At 47.5% G+C, this 14,072-nt stretch carries 22 protein-coding genes; all 22 read right to left on the reverse strand.

The features are described from left to right. Positions 1 to 350: 350 nt before the first annotated feature. Positions 351 to 995 carry a KinB-signaling pathway activation protein gene (locus KNO70_RS15000; protein ID WP_214812808.1) on the reverse strand — a complete coding sequence of 215 codons (645 nt, stop codon included), beginning with the start codon at positions 993 to 995 and terminating at the stop codon, positions 351 to 353. Between the two features lie 11 nt (positions 996 to 1,006). Next, positions 1,007 to 2,038: a P-loop NTPase gene (locus KNO70_RS15005; RefSeq protein WP_026824853.1), complete on the reverse strand. Its 1,032-nt coding sequence runs from the start codon at positions 2,036 to 2,038 to the stop codon at positions 1,007 to 1,009. Positions 2,039 to 2,172: 134 nt separating this feature from the next. Then, positions 2,173 to 2,565 carry a 30S ribosomal protein S9 gene (rpsI, locus tag KNO70_RS15010; RefSeq protein ID WP_012727644.1) on the reverse strand — a complete coding sequence of 131 codons (393 nt, stop codon included), beginning with the start codon at positions 2,563 to 2,565 and terminating at the stop codon, positions 2,173 to 2,175. Positions 2,566 to 2,590: 25 nt separating this feature from the next. Beyond that, a complete protein-coding gene (gene rplM / locus KNO70_RS15015; RefSeq protein ID WP_012727645.1) occupies positions 2,591 to 3,028 on the reverse strand; it encodes a 50S ribosomal protein L13 in 438 nt (145 codons plus the stop codon). Positions 3,029 to 3,171: 143 nt separating this feature from the next. Next, positions 3,172 to 3,912 carry a tRNA pseudouridine(38-40) synthase TruA gene (truA, locus tag KNO70_RS15020; RefSeq protein ID WP_078147863.1) on the reverse strand — a complete coding sequence of 247 codons (741 nt, stop codon included), beginning with the start codon at positions 3,910 to 3,912 and terminating at the stop codon, positions 3,172 to 3,174. Next, the gene (locus KNO70_RS15025; RefSeq protein WP_074035364.1) at positions 3,909 to 4,700 is read right to left on the reverse strand and encodes an energy-coupling factor transporter transmembrane component T family protein; all 792 of its coding nucleotides are present in this window, start codon (positions 4,698 to 4,700) and stop codon (positions 3,909 to 3,911) included. The genes truA and KNO70_RS15025 overlap by 4 nt, the downstream gene beginning before the upstream one ends. Then, complete coding sequence (locus KNO70_RS15030) at positions 4,697 to 5,575, reverse strand: energy-coupling factor transporter ATPase (RefSeq protein ID WP_214734756.1); 879 nt, start codon at positions 5,573 to 5,575, stop codon at positions 4,697 to 4,699. Before KNO70_RS15030 ends, KNO70_RS15025 begins: the two co-directional genes overlap by 4 nt. Continuing rightward, a complete protein-coding gene (locus KNO70_RS15035) occupies positions 5,551 to 6,387 on the reverse strand; it encodes an energy-coupling factor transporter ATPase (RefSeq protein ID WP_078147866.1) in 837 nt (278 codons plus the stop codon). Before KNO70_RS15035 ends, KNO70_RS15030 begins: the two co-directional genes overlap by 25 nt. Before the next feature lie 69 nt (positions 6,388 to 6,456). Continuing rightward, on the reverse strand, positions 6,457 to 6,810 hold the full coding sequence (rplQ, locus tag KNO70_RS15040) for a 50S ribosomal protein L17 (protein WP_012727650.1): 354 nt from the start codon (positions 6,808 to 6,810) through the stop codon (positions 6,457 to 6,459). 24 nt (positions 6,811 to 6,834) lie between these two features. Next, positions 6,835 to 7,779 carry a DNA-directed RNA polymerase subunit alpha gene (locus KNO70_RS15045; protein WP_012727651.1) on the reverse strand — a complete coding sequence of 315 codons (945 nt, stop codon included), beginning with the start codon at positions 7,777 to 7,779 and terminating at the stop codon, positions 6,835 to 6,837. A 92-nt stretch (positions 7,780 to 7,871) separates the two neighbouring features. Beyond that, positions 7,872 to 8,267 (reverse strand): 30S ribosomal protein S11, encoded by a 396-nt coding sequence (gene rpsK / locus KNO70_RS15050; protein ID WP_012727652.1) that lies wholly within the window; start codon positions 8,265 to 8,267, stop codon positions 7,872 to 7,874. A 16-nt stretch (positions 8,268 to 8,283) separates the two neighbouring features. Further along, a complete protein-coding gene (gene rpsM, locus KNO70_RS15055; RefSeq protein WP_012727653.1) occupies positions 8,284 to 8,649 on the reverse strand; it encodes a 30S ribosomal protein S13 in 366 nt (121 codons plus the stop codon). Positions 8,650 to 8,668: 19 nt separating this feature from the next. Further along, the gene (gene rpmJ / locus KNO70_RS15060) at positions 8,669 to 8,782 is read right to left on the reverse strand and encodes a 50S ribosomal protein L36 (RefSeq protein WP_003156543.1); all 114 of its coding nucleotides are present in this window, start codon (positions 8,780 to 8,782) and stop codon (positions 8,669 to 8,671) included. Between the two features lie 30 nt (positions 8,783 to 8,812). Beyond that, positions 8,813 to 9,031, reverse strand: a complete 219-nt coding sequence (infA, locus tag KNO70_RS15065; RefSeq protein WP_021066622.1) for a translation initiation factor IF-1 — start codon at positions 9,029 to 9,031, stop codon at positions 8,813 to 8,815. A gap of 105 nt (positions 9,032 to 9,136) precedes the next feature. After that, positions 9,137 to 9,895 carry a type I methionyl aminopeptidase gene (gene map, locus KNO70_RS15070; RefSeq protein WP_211782057.1) on the reverse strand — a complete coding sequence of 253 codons (759 nt, stop codon included), beginning with the start codon at positions 9,893 to 9,895 and terminating at the stop codon, positions 9,137 to 9,139. Continuing rightward, complete coding sequence (locus KNO70_RS15075) at positions 9,892 to 10,542, reverse strand: adenylate kinase (RefSeq protein ID WP_012727656.1); 651 nt, start codon at positions 10,540 to 10,542, stop codon at positions 9,892 to 9,894. The genes map and KNO70_RS15075 overlap by 4 nt, the downstream gene beginning before the upstream one ends. 79 nt (positions 10,543 to 10,621) lie before the next feature. Further along, complete coding sequence (secY, locus tag KNO70_RS15080) at positions 10,622 to 11,911, reverse strand: preprotein translocase subunit SecY (RefSeq protein WP_214812809.1); 1,290 nt, start codon at positions 11,909 to 11,911, stop codon at positions 10,622 to 10,624. Beyond that, complete coding sequence (rplO, locus tag KNO70_RS15085; RefSeq protein ID WP_012727658.1) at positions 11,911 to 12,351, reverse strand: 50S ribosomal protein L15; 441 nt, start codon at positions 12,349 to 12,351, stop codon at positions 11,911 to 11,913. Before rplO ends, secY begins: the two co-directional genes overlap by 1 nt. A 31-nt stretch (positions 12,352 to 12,382) precedes the next feature. After that, entirely contained in the window at positions 12,383 to 12,568 is a 186-nt protein-coding gene (gene rpmD / locus KNO70_RS15090; RefSeq protein ID WP_012727659.1) for a 50S ribosomal protein L30, read from the reverse strand. Positions 12,569 to 12,583: 15 nt separating this feature from the next. Then, a complete protein-coding gene (gene rpsE / locus KNO70_RS15095; protein ID WP_012727660.1) occupies positions 12,584 to 13,084 on the reverse strand; it encodes a 30S ribosomal protein S5 in 501 nt (166 codons plus the stop codon). A gap of 20 nt (positions 13,085 to 13,104) precedes the next feature. Continuing rightward, positions 13,105 to 13,467 (reverse strand): 50S ribosomal protein L18, encoded by a 363-nt coding sequence (rplR, locus tag KNO70_RS15100; protein ID WP_012727661.1) that lies wholly within the window; start codon positions 13,465 to 13,467, stop codon positions 13,105 to 13,107. A 34-nt stretch (positions 13,468 to 13,501) separates the two neighbouring features. After that, positions 13,502 to 14,041, reverse strand: a complete 540-nt coding sequence (rplF, locus tag KNO70_RS15105) for a 50S ribosomal protein L6 (RefSeq protein WP_012727662.1) — start codon at positions 14,039 to 14,041, stop codon at positions 13,502 to 13,504. Positions 14,042 to 14,072 lie beyond the last annotated feature (31 nt).

Here is a 14,072-nt window from a genome sequence, read left to right on the forward strand (position 1 = left end):
GAATTTGATATAGCTCTTAAATTGACGAAGCTTGCGCTTCATTCAAAAATGGTAAAACTTATTTTTGCCTCATCGTTCAGTTTTCAAAGACCAATCGTTGTCGTGTTAGCGACTTTTTAATAATAGCGATTTGACTTATTAAAGTCAACCACTTTTTATTATTTTTTTCGCTTCCTGAAGTTTGTTTCGTGAACAACATCAGCGACGTTTATTAATATATCAGCATCCTAAAAAACCGTCAACTATTTTTCTAAAAAAACTTTAATTTTTCTTTGTTTTGTTGAAATGAATAAAAAATGGTTGGCGAATCACCCGAAACACTTCGGATTATCCACACAACCATTTACTTTTTACGATGATTTAGACGACATCTGTTTCTTCATTTTTTTCTTTCTAACTTCGGGTGAATCGACTTGAACCGCTTGTCCTGTCTGTTGGAAGCGATGAAGCATTAATACCTGATAAGCGTTCGCAAACACCAATGTGGCTAGTGCCGGCCAGAGCAATGGAATCTCGTCCGTTGTTTGCAGAGCTGGAATCCATTCAATTAACGTAATGACAGTCATTAAGAAAAGTGTCGGGATGAAAGCACTCCTATTTGTTTGTTTCGCCTTACTCGCAGCAACGACCCAAGCGACAATGAGTAACACAAGCATCTCACCGATATAACGCCACATGTGATCATTACCGAATGCGAGCATCCGTAAGTAGACGGCATCAAAAATCGCAAAAGCGATTAGTAACACTTGAACGCGATTCCATAGACGTGGCCCTCTAAACAAGTCGAGTCCGACTCGATGAATAATCAAATAGGCAAAGAAACCCATCATGCTGATTCCCGTCCATGTACTCGAATAACTAAGCGCCGTGACAATTGCCTCCCAGGACTGACTGACCAAATAACCCGGGTTCGCCAATAAATTCATCAGGAACCCGAACAACGTCCCGAATACGAGCGTTGTCCAAAACAAACGTAAAAAACCTTGTACTTTCATCTCTCACCGATTCACCCTTCTATTTGTTTAATGACTGCTTGCGCCAACTCATCATACGTATGCTCGAACGGATGTCCATCCCGATAGACAGAAGGTGCAAAGTCCTCTTCATTGTCGTACGGTTGGCCGAGCGGGATTTGAGCAAGTAGCTTACTCTTCAATGCTTCTGAAAGCTTTTCTCCACCACCGTAACCGAATACGTATTCTTTTTCACCAGTTAGCTTACTTTCGAAATAAGCCATGTTTTCAATGATACCTAATAGTTTGTGGTTCGTTTTGATTGCCATCGCTCCGGCACGAGCCGCAACGAATGCTGCTGTCGCATGAGGTGTCGTGACAATCAATTCCTGACATGATGGGAGCATCGAATGGATATCGAGCGCGACATCCCCCGTTCCCGGCGGTAAGTCGAGCAAGAGATAGTCAAGATCGCCCCACTCGACGTCATTAAAGAAGTTATTTAACATTTTCCCGAGCATCGGTCCACGCCAGATGACCGGCGCATTGTCTTCCACGAAGAATCCCATCGAGATGACTTTCACGCCAAAACGCTCGACTGGAATGATCTTCTCGCCGCGAACAACCGGTCGTTCCTCGATGCCGAGCATATCTGGAACACTGAAGCCGTAAATATCCGCATCAATCAACCCGACCTTTTTACCCGCTCGCGCAAGCGCGACAGCCAAGTTGACGGATACTGTCGATTTTCCTACGCCACCCTTACCAGAAGCGATGGCGATAAAGGTCGTCCCTGAGTTTTCACGGAGGATTGCCGGTTTCGTCGCCTCTTTCAAACTTTCATCATTCAATGCCTCAAAGCGAAGCCCGACCGTCTTAAAGCCTTTCCCCTTGAGCAACGTGACGATTTCTTGTTGTAACTGAAGCTGTTCCCCGCTCCCAGTTTGACCGAGTGCCACTTTTACACTGACATAGTCTTCTTTGATTCGAATGTCTTTTACTCCTGCTGTATCTCCAAGCGTTCGGTTGATCGTCGGATCAACAAGCCCCGCCAATTCCTCGCGTACTTGCTCTACTGTAAGCATATTGCTTCCCCCTTCTAACTGTTTCGATATCAGTATATCAAAAAAAGCGTTTTCTTGACGGATTCGGAATCGACTATTTCAAACAAAAAACTCTCCACCCGAAAGGATGGAGAGTTCGAACCACATCACGAAGATTAACGCTTCGAGAATTGTGGTGCGCGACGTGCTGCTTTAAGACCGTATTTTTTACGTTCTTTCATACGAGCGTCACGAGTTAAGAAGCCTTTTTCTTTGAGGCTTGGACGGAATTCTGGGTCCGCTTGAAGAAGCGCACGTGATACGCCGTGGCGAATTGCTCCAGCTTGTCCAGTATATCCACCACCGTTAACGTTAACGATTACATCGTATTTACCTTCTGTTTCAGTCAATACGAGTGGTGATTTAGCCATCATGATCAAAGTCTCATGACCGAAGTATTCTGAGATATCGCGGCCATTTACAACAACTTTACCGTCACCTGCAACGAGGTGAACGCGAGCCACCGAGTGTTTGCGGCGGCCTGTTCCGTAGTAACGTACATCTGCCATCGTTTAGTTCCTCCCTGTGTCTCGATTAACCGCGAAGTTCGTAAACTTCTGGTTTTTGTGCTTCGTGCTTGTGTTCAGCTCCAGCGTAAACGTGGAGTTTGTTGAATTGTTGACGACCGAGTGATCCTTTTGGAAGCATCCCTTTGATCGCGAGTTCAAGCATACGCTCTGGACGTTTTGCGAGAAGCTCTTTTGCAGTTTGTGATTTCAAACCGCCTGGATGACCTGAATGACGGTAGTAGATCTTGTCATTCAATTTGTTACCAGTCAATTTGATTTTCTCAGCGTTGATGATGATGACGTGGTCTCCGCAATCAACGTGTGGTGTGAAAGTCGGCTTGTGCTTACCGCGAAGAAGTGAAGCTACTTCACTAGTCAAACGACCAAGTGTTTTGCCTTCTGCGTCGATAAGGAGCCATTTGCGTTCTACTTCAGATGCTTTAGCCATGAATGTTGTGCGCATGTGGAATACCTCCTAGAAATGTCTGTTCACTTAATTTTTTGATGCTTTATCATAATCCTAGTTTACGGGGCTAAGATTGTGGTTCATCTCTAAATTTGAAAATGAAATGCCAATGAATATAATACGATTTTATAAGGGGAATGTCAATCTACTTTTTCATAATTCACATTCCACAAATACAAACCGTGTGGGGGGGCGGTAATCCCCGCTACACGGCGGTCCTTCGCCTCTAGCATTTGTGTGATATCTGCGGGCTGATACTTGCCTCTCCCTACCTCGATGACCGTCCCTACCATGATACGGACTTGGTTGTATAGAAAACCTGATCCAACGAAACGGAATATGATCTCGTCTCCCATTTCGAGCACTTCTGCTTCATAGATAGTACGGACCCGATCTTCGACTTCTGCCTTTGTCACAGAGAACGACGTAAAGTCGTGGGTCCCAATCAACCGCTCCATCGCTTGACGCATCGCCTCAAGGCTCAGCTTATACGTCACGGTCGCAGCATAGTGCCGACGAAACGGATCCTCGGTCTGACGGATATGGTAGCGATACTCTTTTCGCTTCGCACCGTAACGTGCGTGGAACGTATCGTCTATTTCTTCCGCCTGTTTAACGAGGATATCGTCTGGTAGCATGGCGTTTAACGCTTTGACGAAGCGCTCAGCAGGCATCTCTAACGACGTGTCAAAGTGAATCACCTGTCCTAACGCATGGACGCGAGCGTCTGTACGACCTGAGGCGACGATTTTCACCGGATGACGATGCATACGTGCCAAGACAGATTCAATCTCCGCTTGAATGGTATTGCCATTCGGCTGCACTTGATATCCCGCATAATGTGTCCCATCATAGGCGACAATCAGTTTAATTCGTCTCATCCAATCCCTCTCAATCCAAACAAAATGAGCGTCAACGCGATAAAGATGAGTAATACGGCTGTGTCACGCATTTGCCACTCCATTTCACGCAACCTCGTCCGCCCTTCTCCTCCTCGGTAACCACGGGCTTCCATAGCCGTAGCGAGGTCCTCAGCACGCTTAAACGCAGAAATGAACAATGGAATCAAAAGAGGGATAACCCCTTTTAGACGGGATTTCCAAGGTCCACTCATCAAATCGACCCCACGCGCCTGCTGAGCTTTCATAATCCGGTCCGTCTCATCCGCAAGCGTCGGTAGGAAACGGAGTGAAATGGAAAGCATCAACGCAATTTCATGGGCCGGCACACGAATCCGTTCGAATGGCCGTAGCCCCGCTTCAATCGAATCGGTCAATTCCATCGGTGTCGTCGTTAACGTCACGAGTGTCGTCAACATGACGAGATAAAAGAAGCGAAGCGAGACAATCAGCCCCATTCGAATTCCTTCCGAATAAATCGCAATCGGTCCTAATTCGAATAGAAGTGTCCCGTCTCGATTGAATAACAGTTGTAAGATCAACGTGAAGACGATCAAAAATAAGATCATACGAAGACCGTTCCATAAATAGCGCCACGATAACTGTGACAGTTTGACCGCAAACAACGTGAACGCGAGTAAAAACAAATTCGTCCATAAGTTGTCAGCTAAAAAAACAACCGGGATGAATCCTAAAATGAAGAGCGTCTTGGCACGCGCATCAAGGGAATGAAGCCACGAATGTCCAGGTATATATTGACCGATAATCATGTCGCTCCCCCTTTCAGCCGTTCCGCCACCCAATCCGCCAGCTCGCTCTCGGTTCGTACGAGCGGAATGGACGTTTCTCCAAGAACCGGTGCCATGTCACGAGCGAATCGTAAGACGTGCGGGATGTCGAGCTGGAGACGTCGCACCAGTACCTCGTCTTGGAACAATTCAAACGGGTCCCCATCAAACGCCACCTGACCACGCTCCATCACGATGACGCGCTCCGCATAGGCGAGTACATCATCCATGTCATGCGAGACAAGGATCAACGTAAGGTTCAACTCTTCTCGTAAACGTTTGAATAAGGCGAGCATGTCTCGTCTCCCAATTGGGTCGAGACCCGCTGTCGGTTCATCGACAATGAGCACATCAGGCCGGCTCGCTAAAACACCTGCAATCGCGACACGGCGCATCTGCCCTCCTGAAAGATCAAACGGCGAACGGTCCCATAACGTTTCATCCAAGCCGACGAGACGAAGGGCCTCGTGGGCTCGCTCTTTCGCTTCGGCATCTGTCGCGCCAAAGTTGCGCGGACCGAACATGACGTCGCGTTCGACCGTCTCTTCAAACAATTGGTGCTCTGGATATTGAAAGACGAGCCCAACGCGACGCCGAAGCGGTAAAAGATTCTGTTTCTTGTCACGACGCGTCCGAATCGGGGTGACAGTAATATCATCGACCACCACACGTCCGTCAGTCGGGCGCAATAAGCCGTTCATATGTTGAACGAGTGTCGATTTCCCTGAGCCAGTATGCCCAAGAAACGCAACAAGCGCTCCCGACGGAATGGTTACATTCACATCGCGCAGCGCGGTTCGTTCAAACGGAGTATTCATTTGGTATTGATATGTTACTTCTTCAATGCGTATCGGCATAGATGGTTCACCAACTCCGAATGTTGTAGCATCAGACGATCGAGTGGAATGCCACGTGCCTTCAGTTCGAGTTGCATCCGAACGATAAACGGGACATCTAGTTGAATGTCACGAAGCGTATCTGGATGTTGAAACACGTCTTCAGGTGTGCCGGTCATCGCAATCTTGCCTTTCGACAATGCAATGATACGGTCAGCAAACAACACTTCGTCGAGCTCGTGTGTAATGGCGACAACGGTCATCCCTTCCGAGACGAGCTGTCGTACCGTTTGTAATACCTCTTGTCGCCCAATCGGGTCGAGCATGGAGGTCGCTTCATCGAGCACGAGGACACGCGGGCGCATTGCGAGAGCCGCAGCTATCGCAACGCGCTGCTTTTGTCCACCGGATAACTGATGCGGTTCACGGTCCGCTAGTTCCGATAATCCAACGCGCGCTAGACTGTCATCAATTCGACGAACCATTTCTTGACGTGGAAGTCCCATGTTTTCGAGAGAAAATGCCACATCATCGCGCACGGTCGCCCCGACAAATTGATTGTCGGGATTTTGAAAGACGACCCCGATCCGCGTTCGAACGTCCCACACGTCTGCGGCGTTCGACGGATCGAGTGTCTCGACGCGAACTTCCCCCTGTTCAGGAATGAGAAGTCCGTTCCACAACTTCGTCAGTGTCGACTTGCCAGAACCATTATGGCCGACAATCGCAAGCCATTCCCCTTTATATACATCGAGCGATAGGCTGTTAAGCGCCGGCTCAGACTGTCCAGGGTAATGAAATACAACATCCCGTACCATAATTTGTGATTCCATAGGTCGACTCCTTTCTGATGTGGAAACAGGGCAATACGTCACCGCATGCCCTGTTGACTGCCTAATGAATTAGACGAGTTCGATGATTACAACTTCTGCACCATCACCGCGGCGTGGGCCGACTTTCATGATGCGCGTGTATCCACCTTGACGTTCAGCGTAGCGTGGTGCCACGTCTTCGAACAATTTTTGGATTGCGTCTTTTTCTCCAGCGTTCTCCTTGCGAACGAATGAAGCTACTTGACGACGGGCATGAAGATCGCCACGTTTCCCAAGAGTGATCAATTTTTCAACGACTGGGCGAAGTTCTTTCGCTTTTTGTTCAGTTGTTTGAATGCGCTCGTTGATGATTAGGTCAGTTGCAAGATCACGCAAAAGCGCCTTGCGTTGCGAGCTTGTACGGCCAAGTTTCGAATAAGCCATTACATTTCCCTCCTTCGGTTGAACTTAGTCTTCTTTACGCAAGCCCAAACCGAGTTCGTCCAACTTGTGTTGAACTTCTTCGAGTGATTTACGTCCGAGGTTACGAACTTTCATCATCTCTTCCTCTGATTTGTTTGCGAGTTCTTGAACAGTGTTGATGCCAGCGCGCTTCAAGCAGTTGTACGAACGAACTGAGAGATCGAGTTCTTCAATCGTCATTTCGAGTACTTTTTCTTTTTGGTCTTCTTCTTTCTCGACCATAATTTCTGCGTTGAGAGCCTCATCTGTCAAACCAACGAAGATGTTCAAGTGTTCAGTCAAAATTTTAGCCCCTAATGATACAGCTTCTTCCGGACGAATTGAACCATCTGTCCACACGTCTAACAAAAGCTTATCAAAGCTAGCGTCTTGACCGACACGTGTTTTATCTACTTCGTAGTTCACGCGTTGAATCGGTGTATAGATCGAATCGATTGGAATGACCCCAATCGGCATATCATCACGTTTGTTATCTTCTGCCTGGACGTAACCACGACCACGGCGAGCAGTCAAACGCATGCGAAGCGTCGCATTGTCAGCGAGAGTCGCGATGTGGAGCTCAGGATTCAAGATTTCAACGTCGCTATCATGGGTAATGTCTGCCGCAGTGACAGCACCGGCACTTGAAACGTTAATCTCAAGCGTTTTCTCTTCTTCCGAGTACACTTTAAGTGCCAACTTCTTGAGGTTGAGTACGATTTGAGTGACGTCTTCGACAACACCGTCAATCGTAGAGAACTCGTGAAGCACGCCATCGATTTGAACCGCTGTTACCGCTGCACCTGGGAGCGATGACAATAGAATTCGACGTAGTGAGTTACCGAGAGTAGTGCCATATCCACGTTCAAGCGGTTCTACTACGAATTTACCAAACGTAGCGTCCTCGCTGATTTCGACCGTTTCGATCTTTGGTTTTTCAATCTCGATCATCTGAACCCCTCCTTGAGTATATCCTGCCGTGCAGTTTGAGCTGCTAAAGTATAAGCTGTCGTGCTAGGTAAACCCCTCACACGCTCAAGCGATTATACGCGGCGACGTTTTGGAGGGCGGCAACCGTTGTGCGGAACTGGAGTTACGTCACGGATTGCAGTAACTTCGAGACCAGTAGCTTGGAGCGCACGGATAGCCGCTTCACGTCCAGCACCAGGACCTTTAACGTTAACTTCTACTGTACGCATACCGTTGTCCATTGCAACTTTCGCTGCAGTTTCAGCAGCCATTTGCGCTGCGAACGGAGTCGATTTACGTGATCCTTTAAATCCAAGGTTACCAGAAGTAGCCCATGAGATCGCATTACCTTGCGTATCAGTGATTGTGATAATTGTGTTGTTGAATGTAGAACGGATGTGTACCACACCGACTTCAACATGTTTTTTAACTTTACGTTTAGAACGTACGTTTTGCTTACGTTTCGCCATTGTTCAATTCCCTCCTTTACTTCTTCTTGTTCGCTACTGTACGGCGTGGGCCTTTACGAGTACGCGAGTTGTTCTTCGTGTTTTGACCGCGAACAGGGAGACTACGGCGATGACGGATACCGCGGTATGCGCCGATCTCGATCAAACGTTTGATGTTAAGTGAAACTTCACGACGAAGGTCACCTTCAACTTTGATTCCGTCAATTGCTTCACGGATACGGTTGAGTTCATCTTCAGTAAGGTCGCGTGTGCGTGTCTCTTCAGATACGTTAGCAGCCTTCAAAATTTCTTGTGCTTTTGTTTTACCAATACCATAGATGTATGTGAGCGAAATAACGATACGTTTTTCGCGTGGAATATCTACACCAGCAATACGTGCCATGTGTGCACCTCCTCTGAAATTAACCTTGTTTTTGTTTGTGTTTCGGGTTTTCGCAAATTACCATTACTTTACCCTTACGGCGAATAACTTTACATTTTTCGCAAATCGGTTTTACCGACGGTCTTACTTTCATGAGTATACCCTCCTCCTGGAAAAATCGGAGTTACTTATAACGGTACGTAATCCGCCCGCGAGTCAAGTCGTATGGAGACAACTCAACAGTTACGCGGTCACCTGGAAGGATCCGAATGTAGTGCATCCGAATTTTCCCTGAGACGTGCGCGAGCACCGTGTGGCCGTTTTCTAACTCCACTTTAAACATTGCGTTCGGAAGTGGTTCGACAACAGTGCCTTCCACTTCAATGACATCTTGTTTCGCCATCATTTATTCCCCTTTCTATATGAAAATCTTTAGGAGCACAGACGATCTATTGCCATCTACTGTGAGAGAAGGATCCAGAACGGATCAGTATGAAACAATAGAGCCTCATTCACCGGAATCGAGTTTCGTTAAAATCTCGTATCCATCGTCTGTGATGGCGATGGTGTGCTCAAAGTGGGCGCACATGCTACCGTCCACGGTGACAACTGTCCAGTTATCAGCCAGTGTTCGAACATAGCGTTGACCAGCATTAACCATTGGTTCAATGGCTAACGTCATCCCAGTCTTCAGGCGCGGCCCTTTCCCCGGTGGACCATAGTGTGGAATTTGCGGTTCTTCATGCAAATTTTGTCCAACACCATGACCGACGTATTCGCGGACGACAGAAAAGTCATGTGATTCAACATATGCTTGAATCGCATGCGAAATATCTGTCAATCGCCCTCCAGCCTTGGCGTGCTCCAATCCTTTATACAGACTTTCTTCGGTTACGTCAAGTAGCCGCTGTGTCTCTTCTGAGATTGTTCCCACTGGATAAGTCCAAGCGGAATCTCCATGGTATCCATTATAGTAGGCACCGATGTCGATTGAGATAATATCTCCATCTTTCAATACCCGTTTTCCTGGAATGCCATGAACAAGCTCTTCGTTCACCGAAGCGCAAACACTACCGGTAAAACCGTTATAGCCTTTGAACGATGGCGTCGCACCTTGGCTGCGAATGTAATCTTCCGCAATCCGGTCGAGCTCAAGCGTCGTGATTCCTGGTTTAATGTGCTGTTTGAGCACCTGGTGCGTTCGAGCAACAATTTGCCCAGCCTCACGCATAATCGCAATTTCACGAGGCGTCTTCGTGATGATCATTCAGTATCACCGAGTAATGCTTTGACATCGGCATATACGACATCGATTGGACGATCTCCATCCAATGTACGAAGATACCCTTTTTCAGCGTAAAAGTCAATGAGTGGTTTCGATTGCTCGATGTTGACGTCAAGGCGACGGCGAACCGTTTCCTCTTTATCGTCTTCACGTTGCATGAGCGCCGACCCATCCACATCACAGATGCCTTCCACTTTTGGTGGGTTGAAGATCACGTGATATGTCGCACCACACGTTGGGCAGATCCAACGACCTGTCAAGCGTGGAACGAGAATTTCCGCATCCACATCGATGTTGACGACGTGGTCAATCTGTTTCCCCAAATCTTTAAGCAAACTTTCGAGTGCCTCTGCTTGAGCAACAGTACGCGGGAATCCATCGAGTAAGAAACCTTTTTCTGTGTCATCTTGGCTAAGACGTTCACGTACGATTCCGATTGTTACCTCGTCCGGTACGAGTTCGCCTTTATCCATGAATGACTTGGCTTCTTTACCGAGTGGCGTTCCGCCTTTGATTGCCGCACGAAACATGTCGCCTGTCGAAATGTGAGGGATTTGGTACTCTTCTACGATTTTAGCCGCTTGAGTCCCTTTCCCAGCACCCGGTAAGCCCATGAGTACTAGATTCATCTCGGTTAGCCTCCAGTTTTGATTTTCACGAAGGGCTTGTAAACACGACAGGAAGGAAGGGTCAACCCTTCCTTCCGCTTTAACGGATAAAGCCTTTATAGTGTCGTTTTACAAGTTGACTTTCGATTTGTTTCATCGTTTCGAGGGCTACCCCGATGACGATCAATAAGCTCGTTCCTCCGATTTGAACGGAAGTTGGAAGACCGGCAAGCTTAATGAAGATTGTCGGCATGATCGCCACGAGCGATAAGAAGATCGCTCCGAAGAAAGTCAATCGATACAGCAACTTCGTGATGTACTGTTCTGTTTGCGCCCCAGGACGAATCCCAGGAATATAACCACCTTGCTTCTGCAGGTTTTCTGCCATTTGCTCAGGGTTGACCTGAATAAATGTATAGAAGTAGGCAAACGCAATGATTAACGCAACGTAAATCGACATTCCGATTGGCGCCGTCGTGTCAAAGTACGTCTGTAATTTTTGCGTTGTCTCCGGCGAAGCAATGAAGCTTGCAACAGTTGGTGGTGTTACCATGAAGGAAATCGCGAAGATAACCGGGATAACACCTGCTGCGTTTAGTTTGATTGGCAAGTGCGTTGACTGACCGCCCACTGGGGTACGGTTCGCCGTGCGTTTTGCATATTGGATTGGAATTTTGCGTGCCGCTTGTTGAACATAAATGATCCCAACCGTCACAGCCAAAATAACAAGTGCCAATACAACCAAGTAAACGATATTAATGAACAATGCATCTCCAGCGTTTTGGAGTTTTGTTTCATAAATCTGCGTGAAGATTCTTGGGAACCCGGCGACGATACCGGCGAAGATAATGATGGAAATACCATTCCCAACACCTTTCTCCGTTGTCATTTCACCAAGGAACATCAAGAACGCTGTACCCGCAGTGAGTACAATCGCGATCACAAAGTAAGTTGCCGTTCCCCACGTCTCATCTACGAGACCTGGGTAGAGGCGGTTAAATCCAAACGACAATGAAGTCGCTTGGACAAAGCCTAAGATGATCGTCCCATAGCGCGTGACCGTCGCTAACTTTTTACGGCCCGCCTCTCCTTGTTTAGCCCATTCGGCAAACTTTGGAACGACGTCCATTTGTAAAAGTTGCACAACGATCGATGCCGTAATGTACGGCATGATCCCCATTGCGAACAAGGAGAAGTTCTGTAAAGCATTTCCTCCAAACAAGTTCAAGAAGTCAAGAAGACCTCCTGAGTCAAAACGCAACACATCCGTATTCACCATCGGCACCGGGATATGAGCCCCGATGCGGAAAATGATGATGATTGCGAGTGTGAAGAGAATACGCTGTCGAATATCTTTCACGCGCCACATATTGGAGATCGTCTGAAACATCAGATCACCTCAACTGTACCGCCAGCTGCTTCGATTGCTTCTTTCGCTGCACCCGAGAACTTGTTGGCTTTTACAGTCAATTTAGTTTCAAGCTTGCCGTTAGCAAGGACCTTGATTCCGTCTTTAGCAGAGCTGACAACACCAGTCTCGATTAAGAGTTCTGGAGTAACTTCAGTACCTGCTTCGAAACGGTTAAGCGTGTCTAGGGAAACAACCGCGTACTCTTTACGAGTTGGGTTGTTGAAACCGCGTTTTGGAAGACGACGGTAAAGTGGGTTTTGTCCACCTTCAAATCCTGGACGAACGCCACCGCCCGAACGAGCTTTTTGACCTTTGTGTCCACGACCAGAAGTTTTACCGTTACCAGTCGCCATACCGCGACCGACACGGTTACGTTCGTGACGTGAACCTGGAGTTGGCTTCAATTCATGGAGTTTCATAGTGGCACCTCCTTATTTATTAAAATCTTTATTATTCGTTGATTTCTTTTACAGTCACAAGGTGCGACACTTTGTTGATCATACCGCGCATCGCGACGTTGTCTGGGACAACGACCGTTTGATGCATTTTGCGAAGACCGAGTGTACGTACAGTAACACGCTGACCTTCCGGACGACCAATTGTGCTGCGTGTGAGGGTGATTGCGAGTTTCGCCATGTCTAGTTCCCTCCCTTAGTTAAGAAGTTCTTCTACGCTTTTACCACGTAGTTTAGCAACTTCCTCTGCTTTTTTGAGCTCAGTCAAGCCCTGTACCGTCGCACGGACGATGTTGATCGGTGTGTTTGAACCTAACGATTTCGAAAGGATGTCACCTACACCTGCAAGTTCGAGCACCGCACGAACTGGACCACCAGCGATAACCCCAGTACCTTCAGAAGCTGGTTTCATGAATACACGACCTGCTCCGAATACTCCTGTGATTTCGTGTGGAATTGTTGTACCAACCATAGGTACTTGTACCATGTTTTTCTTAGCGGCTTCAATAGCCTTGCGAATCGCTTCTGGCACCTCTTGTGCCTTACCTGTACCGAAACCGACGTGACCATTTTTGTCACCTACGACTACGAGAGCAGCAAAACGGAAGCGGCGGCCACCTTTTACGACTTTCGCGACGCGGTTTACGGTAACAACGCGTTCTTCAAGTTGTTCCATGTTAACGTCTAACTGGCGCATCGAGTGTCCCCTCCTTTTTATTAGAATTTAAGACCTGCTTCACGAGCTGCTTCTGCAACAGCTTTGACGCGGCCATGATAGAGGTATCCACCACGGTCGAACACAACTGTGTCGATACCTTTCTCGAGTGCACGTTCTGCAGCAAGTTTACCAACAGCTTTCGCTGCTTCAACGTTACCGCCATTTGTAAGATCGAGAGCTTTATCTTTCGAAGATGCAGACACAAGCGTTGTTTGTGCCGCGTCATCGATAAGTTGAACGTAAATGTGCTTGCTCGAGCGGAATACGTTCAAACGTGGACGAGCTGCTGTCCCCGTGATCGTACGACGTACGCGAGCATGACGTTTTTTACGAACTGCATTTTTATCTGCCTTTGTGATCATTTATGCCACTCCTTTCCGTTCATTTCGTGACGAATTACTTACCAGTCTTACCTTCTTTACGGCGAATACGTTCATCAGAGTAACGAACACCTTTACCTTTGTAAGGTTCTGGAGCACGGTACGAGCGGATTTGAGCAGCAACGTGACCGACGCGCTCTTTGTTAATCCCTTTTACGATGATTTGCGTGTTTGAAGGAACTTCGATTTCGATACCTTCCTCAGCAACGTACTCGATTGGGTGCGAGTAGCCGAGGTTGAGGACGAGTTTGTTACCTTGCTTCGTAGCACGGTAACCAACCCCCGAGATCTCAAGTGTTTTTTGGAATCCGTTCGACACACCTTGTACCATGTTGGCAATAAGGGCACGTGTCGTACCGTGAATTGTGCGGCTTTCTTTCGATTCGTCTGGACGAACAACCGTCAATTCGTTCTCTTCAACTTTGATTTCCAATGCCGGGTTAGCTGAAAGCGAAAGTTCACCTTTAGCACCTTTTACTGTGACCGTGTTGTCATTAGCAACTGTTACAGTAACGCCAGCAGGAATCGTAACTGGTTTTTTACCAATACGTGACATTGATTACACCTCCGTTCTTGTTAGAAAAGTG

This window comes from Exiguobacterium sp. s181 (assembly GCF_018617125.1).
Taxonomy (GTDB): Bacteria; Bacillota; Bacilli; order Exiguobacteriales; family Exiguobacteriaceae; genus Exiguobacterium; species Exiguobacterium profundum.

Excerpts from the sequence above, each read along its gene's own strand:
- map (WP_211782057.1), bottom strand. The coding sequence starts at position 9,895 with ATGATCATCACGAAGACGCCTCGTGAAATTGCGATTATGCGTGAGGCT.
- KNO70_RS15005 (WP_026824853.1), bottom strand. The coding sequence starts at position 2,038 with ATGCTTACAGTAGAGCAAGTACGCGAGGAATTGGCGGGGCTTGTTGAT.
- rpmD (WP_012727659.1), bottom strand. The coding sequence starts at position 12,568 with ATGGCGAAACTCGCAATCACCCTCACACGCAGCACAATTGGTCGTCCG.
- rplO (WP_012727658.1), bottom strand. The coding sequence starts at position 12,351 with ATGAAACTCCATGAATTGAAGCCAACTCCAGGTTCACGTCACGAACGT.
- rplF (WP_012727662.1), bottom strand. The coding sequence starts at position 14,041 with ATGTCACGTATTGGTAAAAAACCAGTTACGATTCCTGCTGGCGTTACT.
- KNO70_RS15075 (WP_012727656.1), bottom strand. The coding sequence starts at position 10,542 with ATGAATCTAGTACTCATGGGCTTACCGGGTGCTGGGAAAGGGACTCAA.
- infA (WP_021066622.1), bottom strand. The coding sequence starts at position 9,031 with ATGGCGAAACAAGATGTCATTGAAGTGGAAGGCACTGTTGTCGAACCA.
- KNO70_RS15045 (WP_012727651.1), bottom strand. The coding sequence starts at position 7,779 with ATGATCGAGATTGAAAAACCAAAGATCGAAACGGTCGAAATCAGCGAG.
- rplM (WP_012727645.1), bottom strand. The coding sequence starts at position 3,028 with ATGCGCACAACATTCATGGCTAAAGCATCTGAAGTAGAACGCAAATGG.
- KNO70_RS15000 (WP_214812808.1), bottom strand. The coding sequence starts at position 995 with ATGAAAGTACAAGGTTTTTTACGTTTGTTTTGGACAACGCTCGTATTC.
- truA (WP_078147863.1), bottom strand. The coding sequence starts at position 3,912 with ATGAGACGAATTAAACTGATTGTCGCCTATGATGGGACACATTATGCG.
- rpsE (WP_012727660.1), bottom strand. The coding sequence starts at position 13,084 with ATGCGCCAGTTAGACGTTAACATGGAACAACTTGAAGAACGCGTTGTT.
- rpsI (WP_012727644.1), bottom strand. The coding sequence starts at position 2,565 with ATGGCAGATGTACGTTACTACGGAACAGGCCGCCGCAAACACTCGGTG.
- KNO70_RS15025 (WP_074035364.1), bottom strand. The coding sequence starts at position 4,700 with ATGATTATCGGTCAATATATACCTGGACATTCGTGGCTTCATTCCCTT.
- KNO70_RS15035 (WP_078147866.1), bottom strand. The coding sequence starts at position 6,387 with ATGGAATCACAAATTATGGTACGGGATGTTGTATTTCATTACCCTGGA.
- rpsK (WP_012727652.1), bottom strand. The coding sequence starts at position 8,267 with ATGGCGAAACGTAAGCAAAACGTACGTTCTAAACGTAAAGTTAAAAAA.
- rplQ (WP_012727650.1), bottom strand. The coding sequence starts at position 6,810 with ATGGCTTATTCGAAACTTGGCCGTACAAGCTCGCAACGCAAGGCGCTT.
- secY (WP_214812809.1), bottom strand. The coding sequence starts at position 11,911 with ATGTTTCAGACGATCTCCAATATGTGGCGCGTGAAAGATATTCGACAG.
- rplR (WP_012727661.1), bottom strand. The coding sequence starts at position 13,467 with ATGATCACAAAGGCAGATAAAAATGCAGTTCGTAAAAAACGTCATGCT.
- KNO70_RS15030 (WP_214734756.1), bottom strand. The coding sequence starts at position 5,575 with ATGCCGATACGCATTGAAGAAGTAACATATCAATACCAAATGAATACT.
- rpmJ (WP_003156543.1), bottom strand. The coding sequence starts at position 8,782 with ATGAAAGTAAGACCGTCGGTAAAACCGATTTGCGAAAAATGTAAAGTT.
- rpsM (WP_012727653.1), bottom strand. The coding sequence starts at position 8,649 with ATGGCACGTATTGCTGGTGTAGATATTCCACGCGAAAAACGTATCGTT.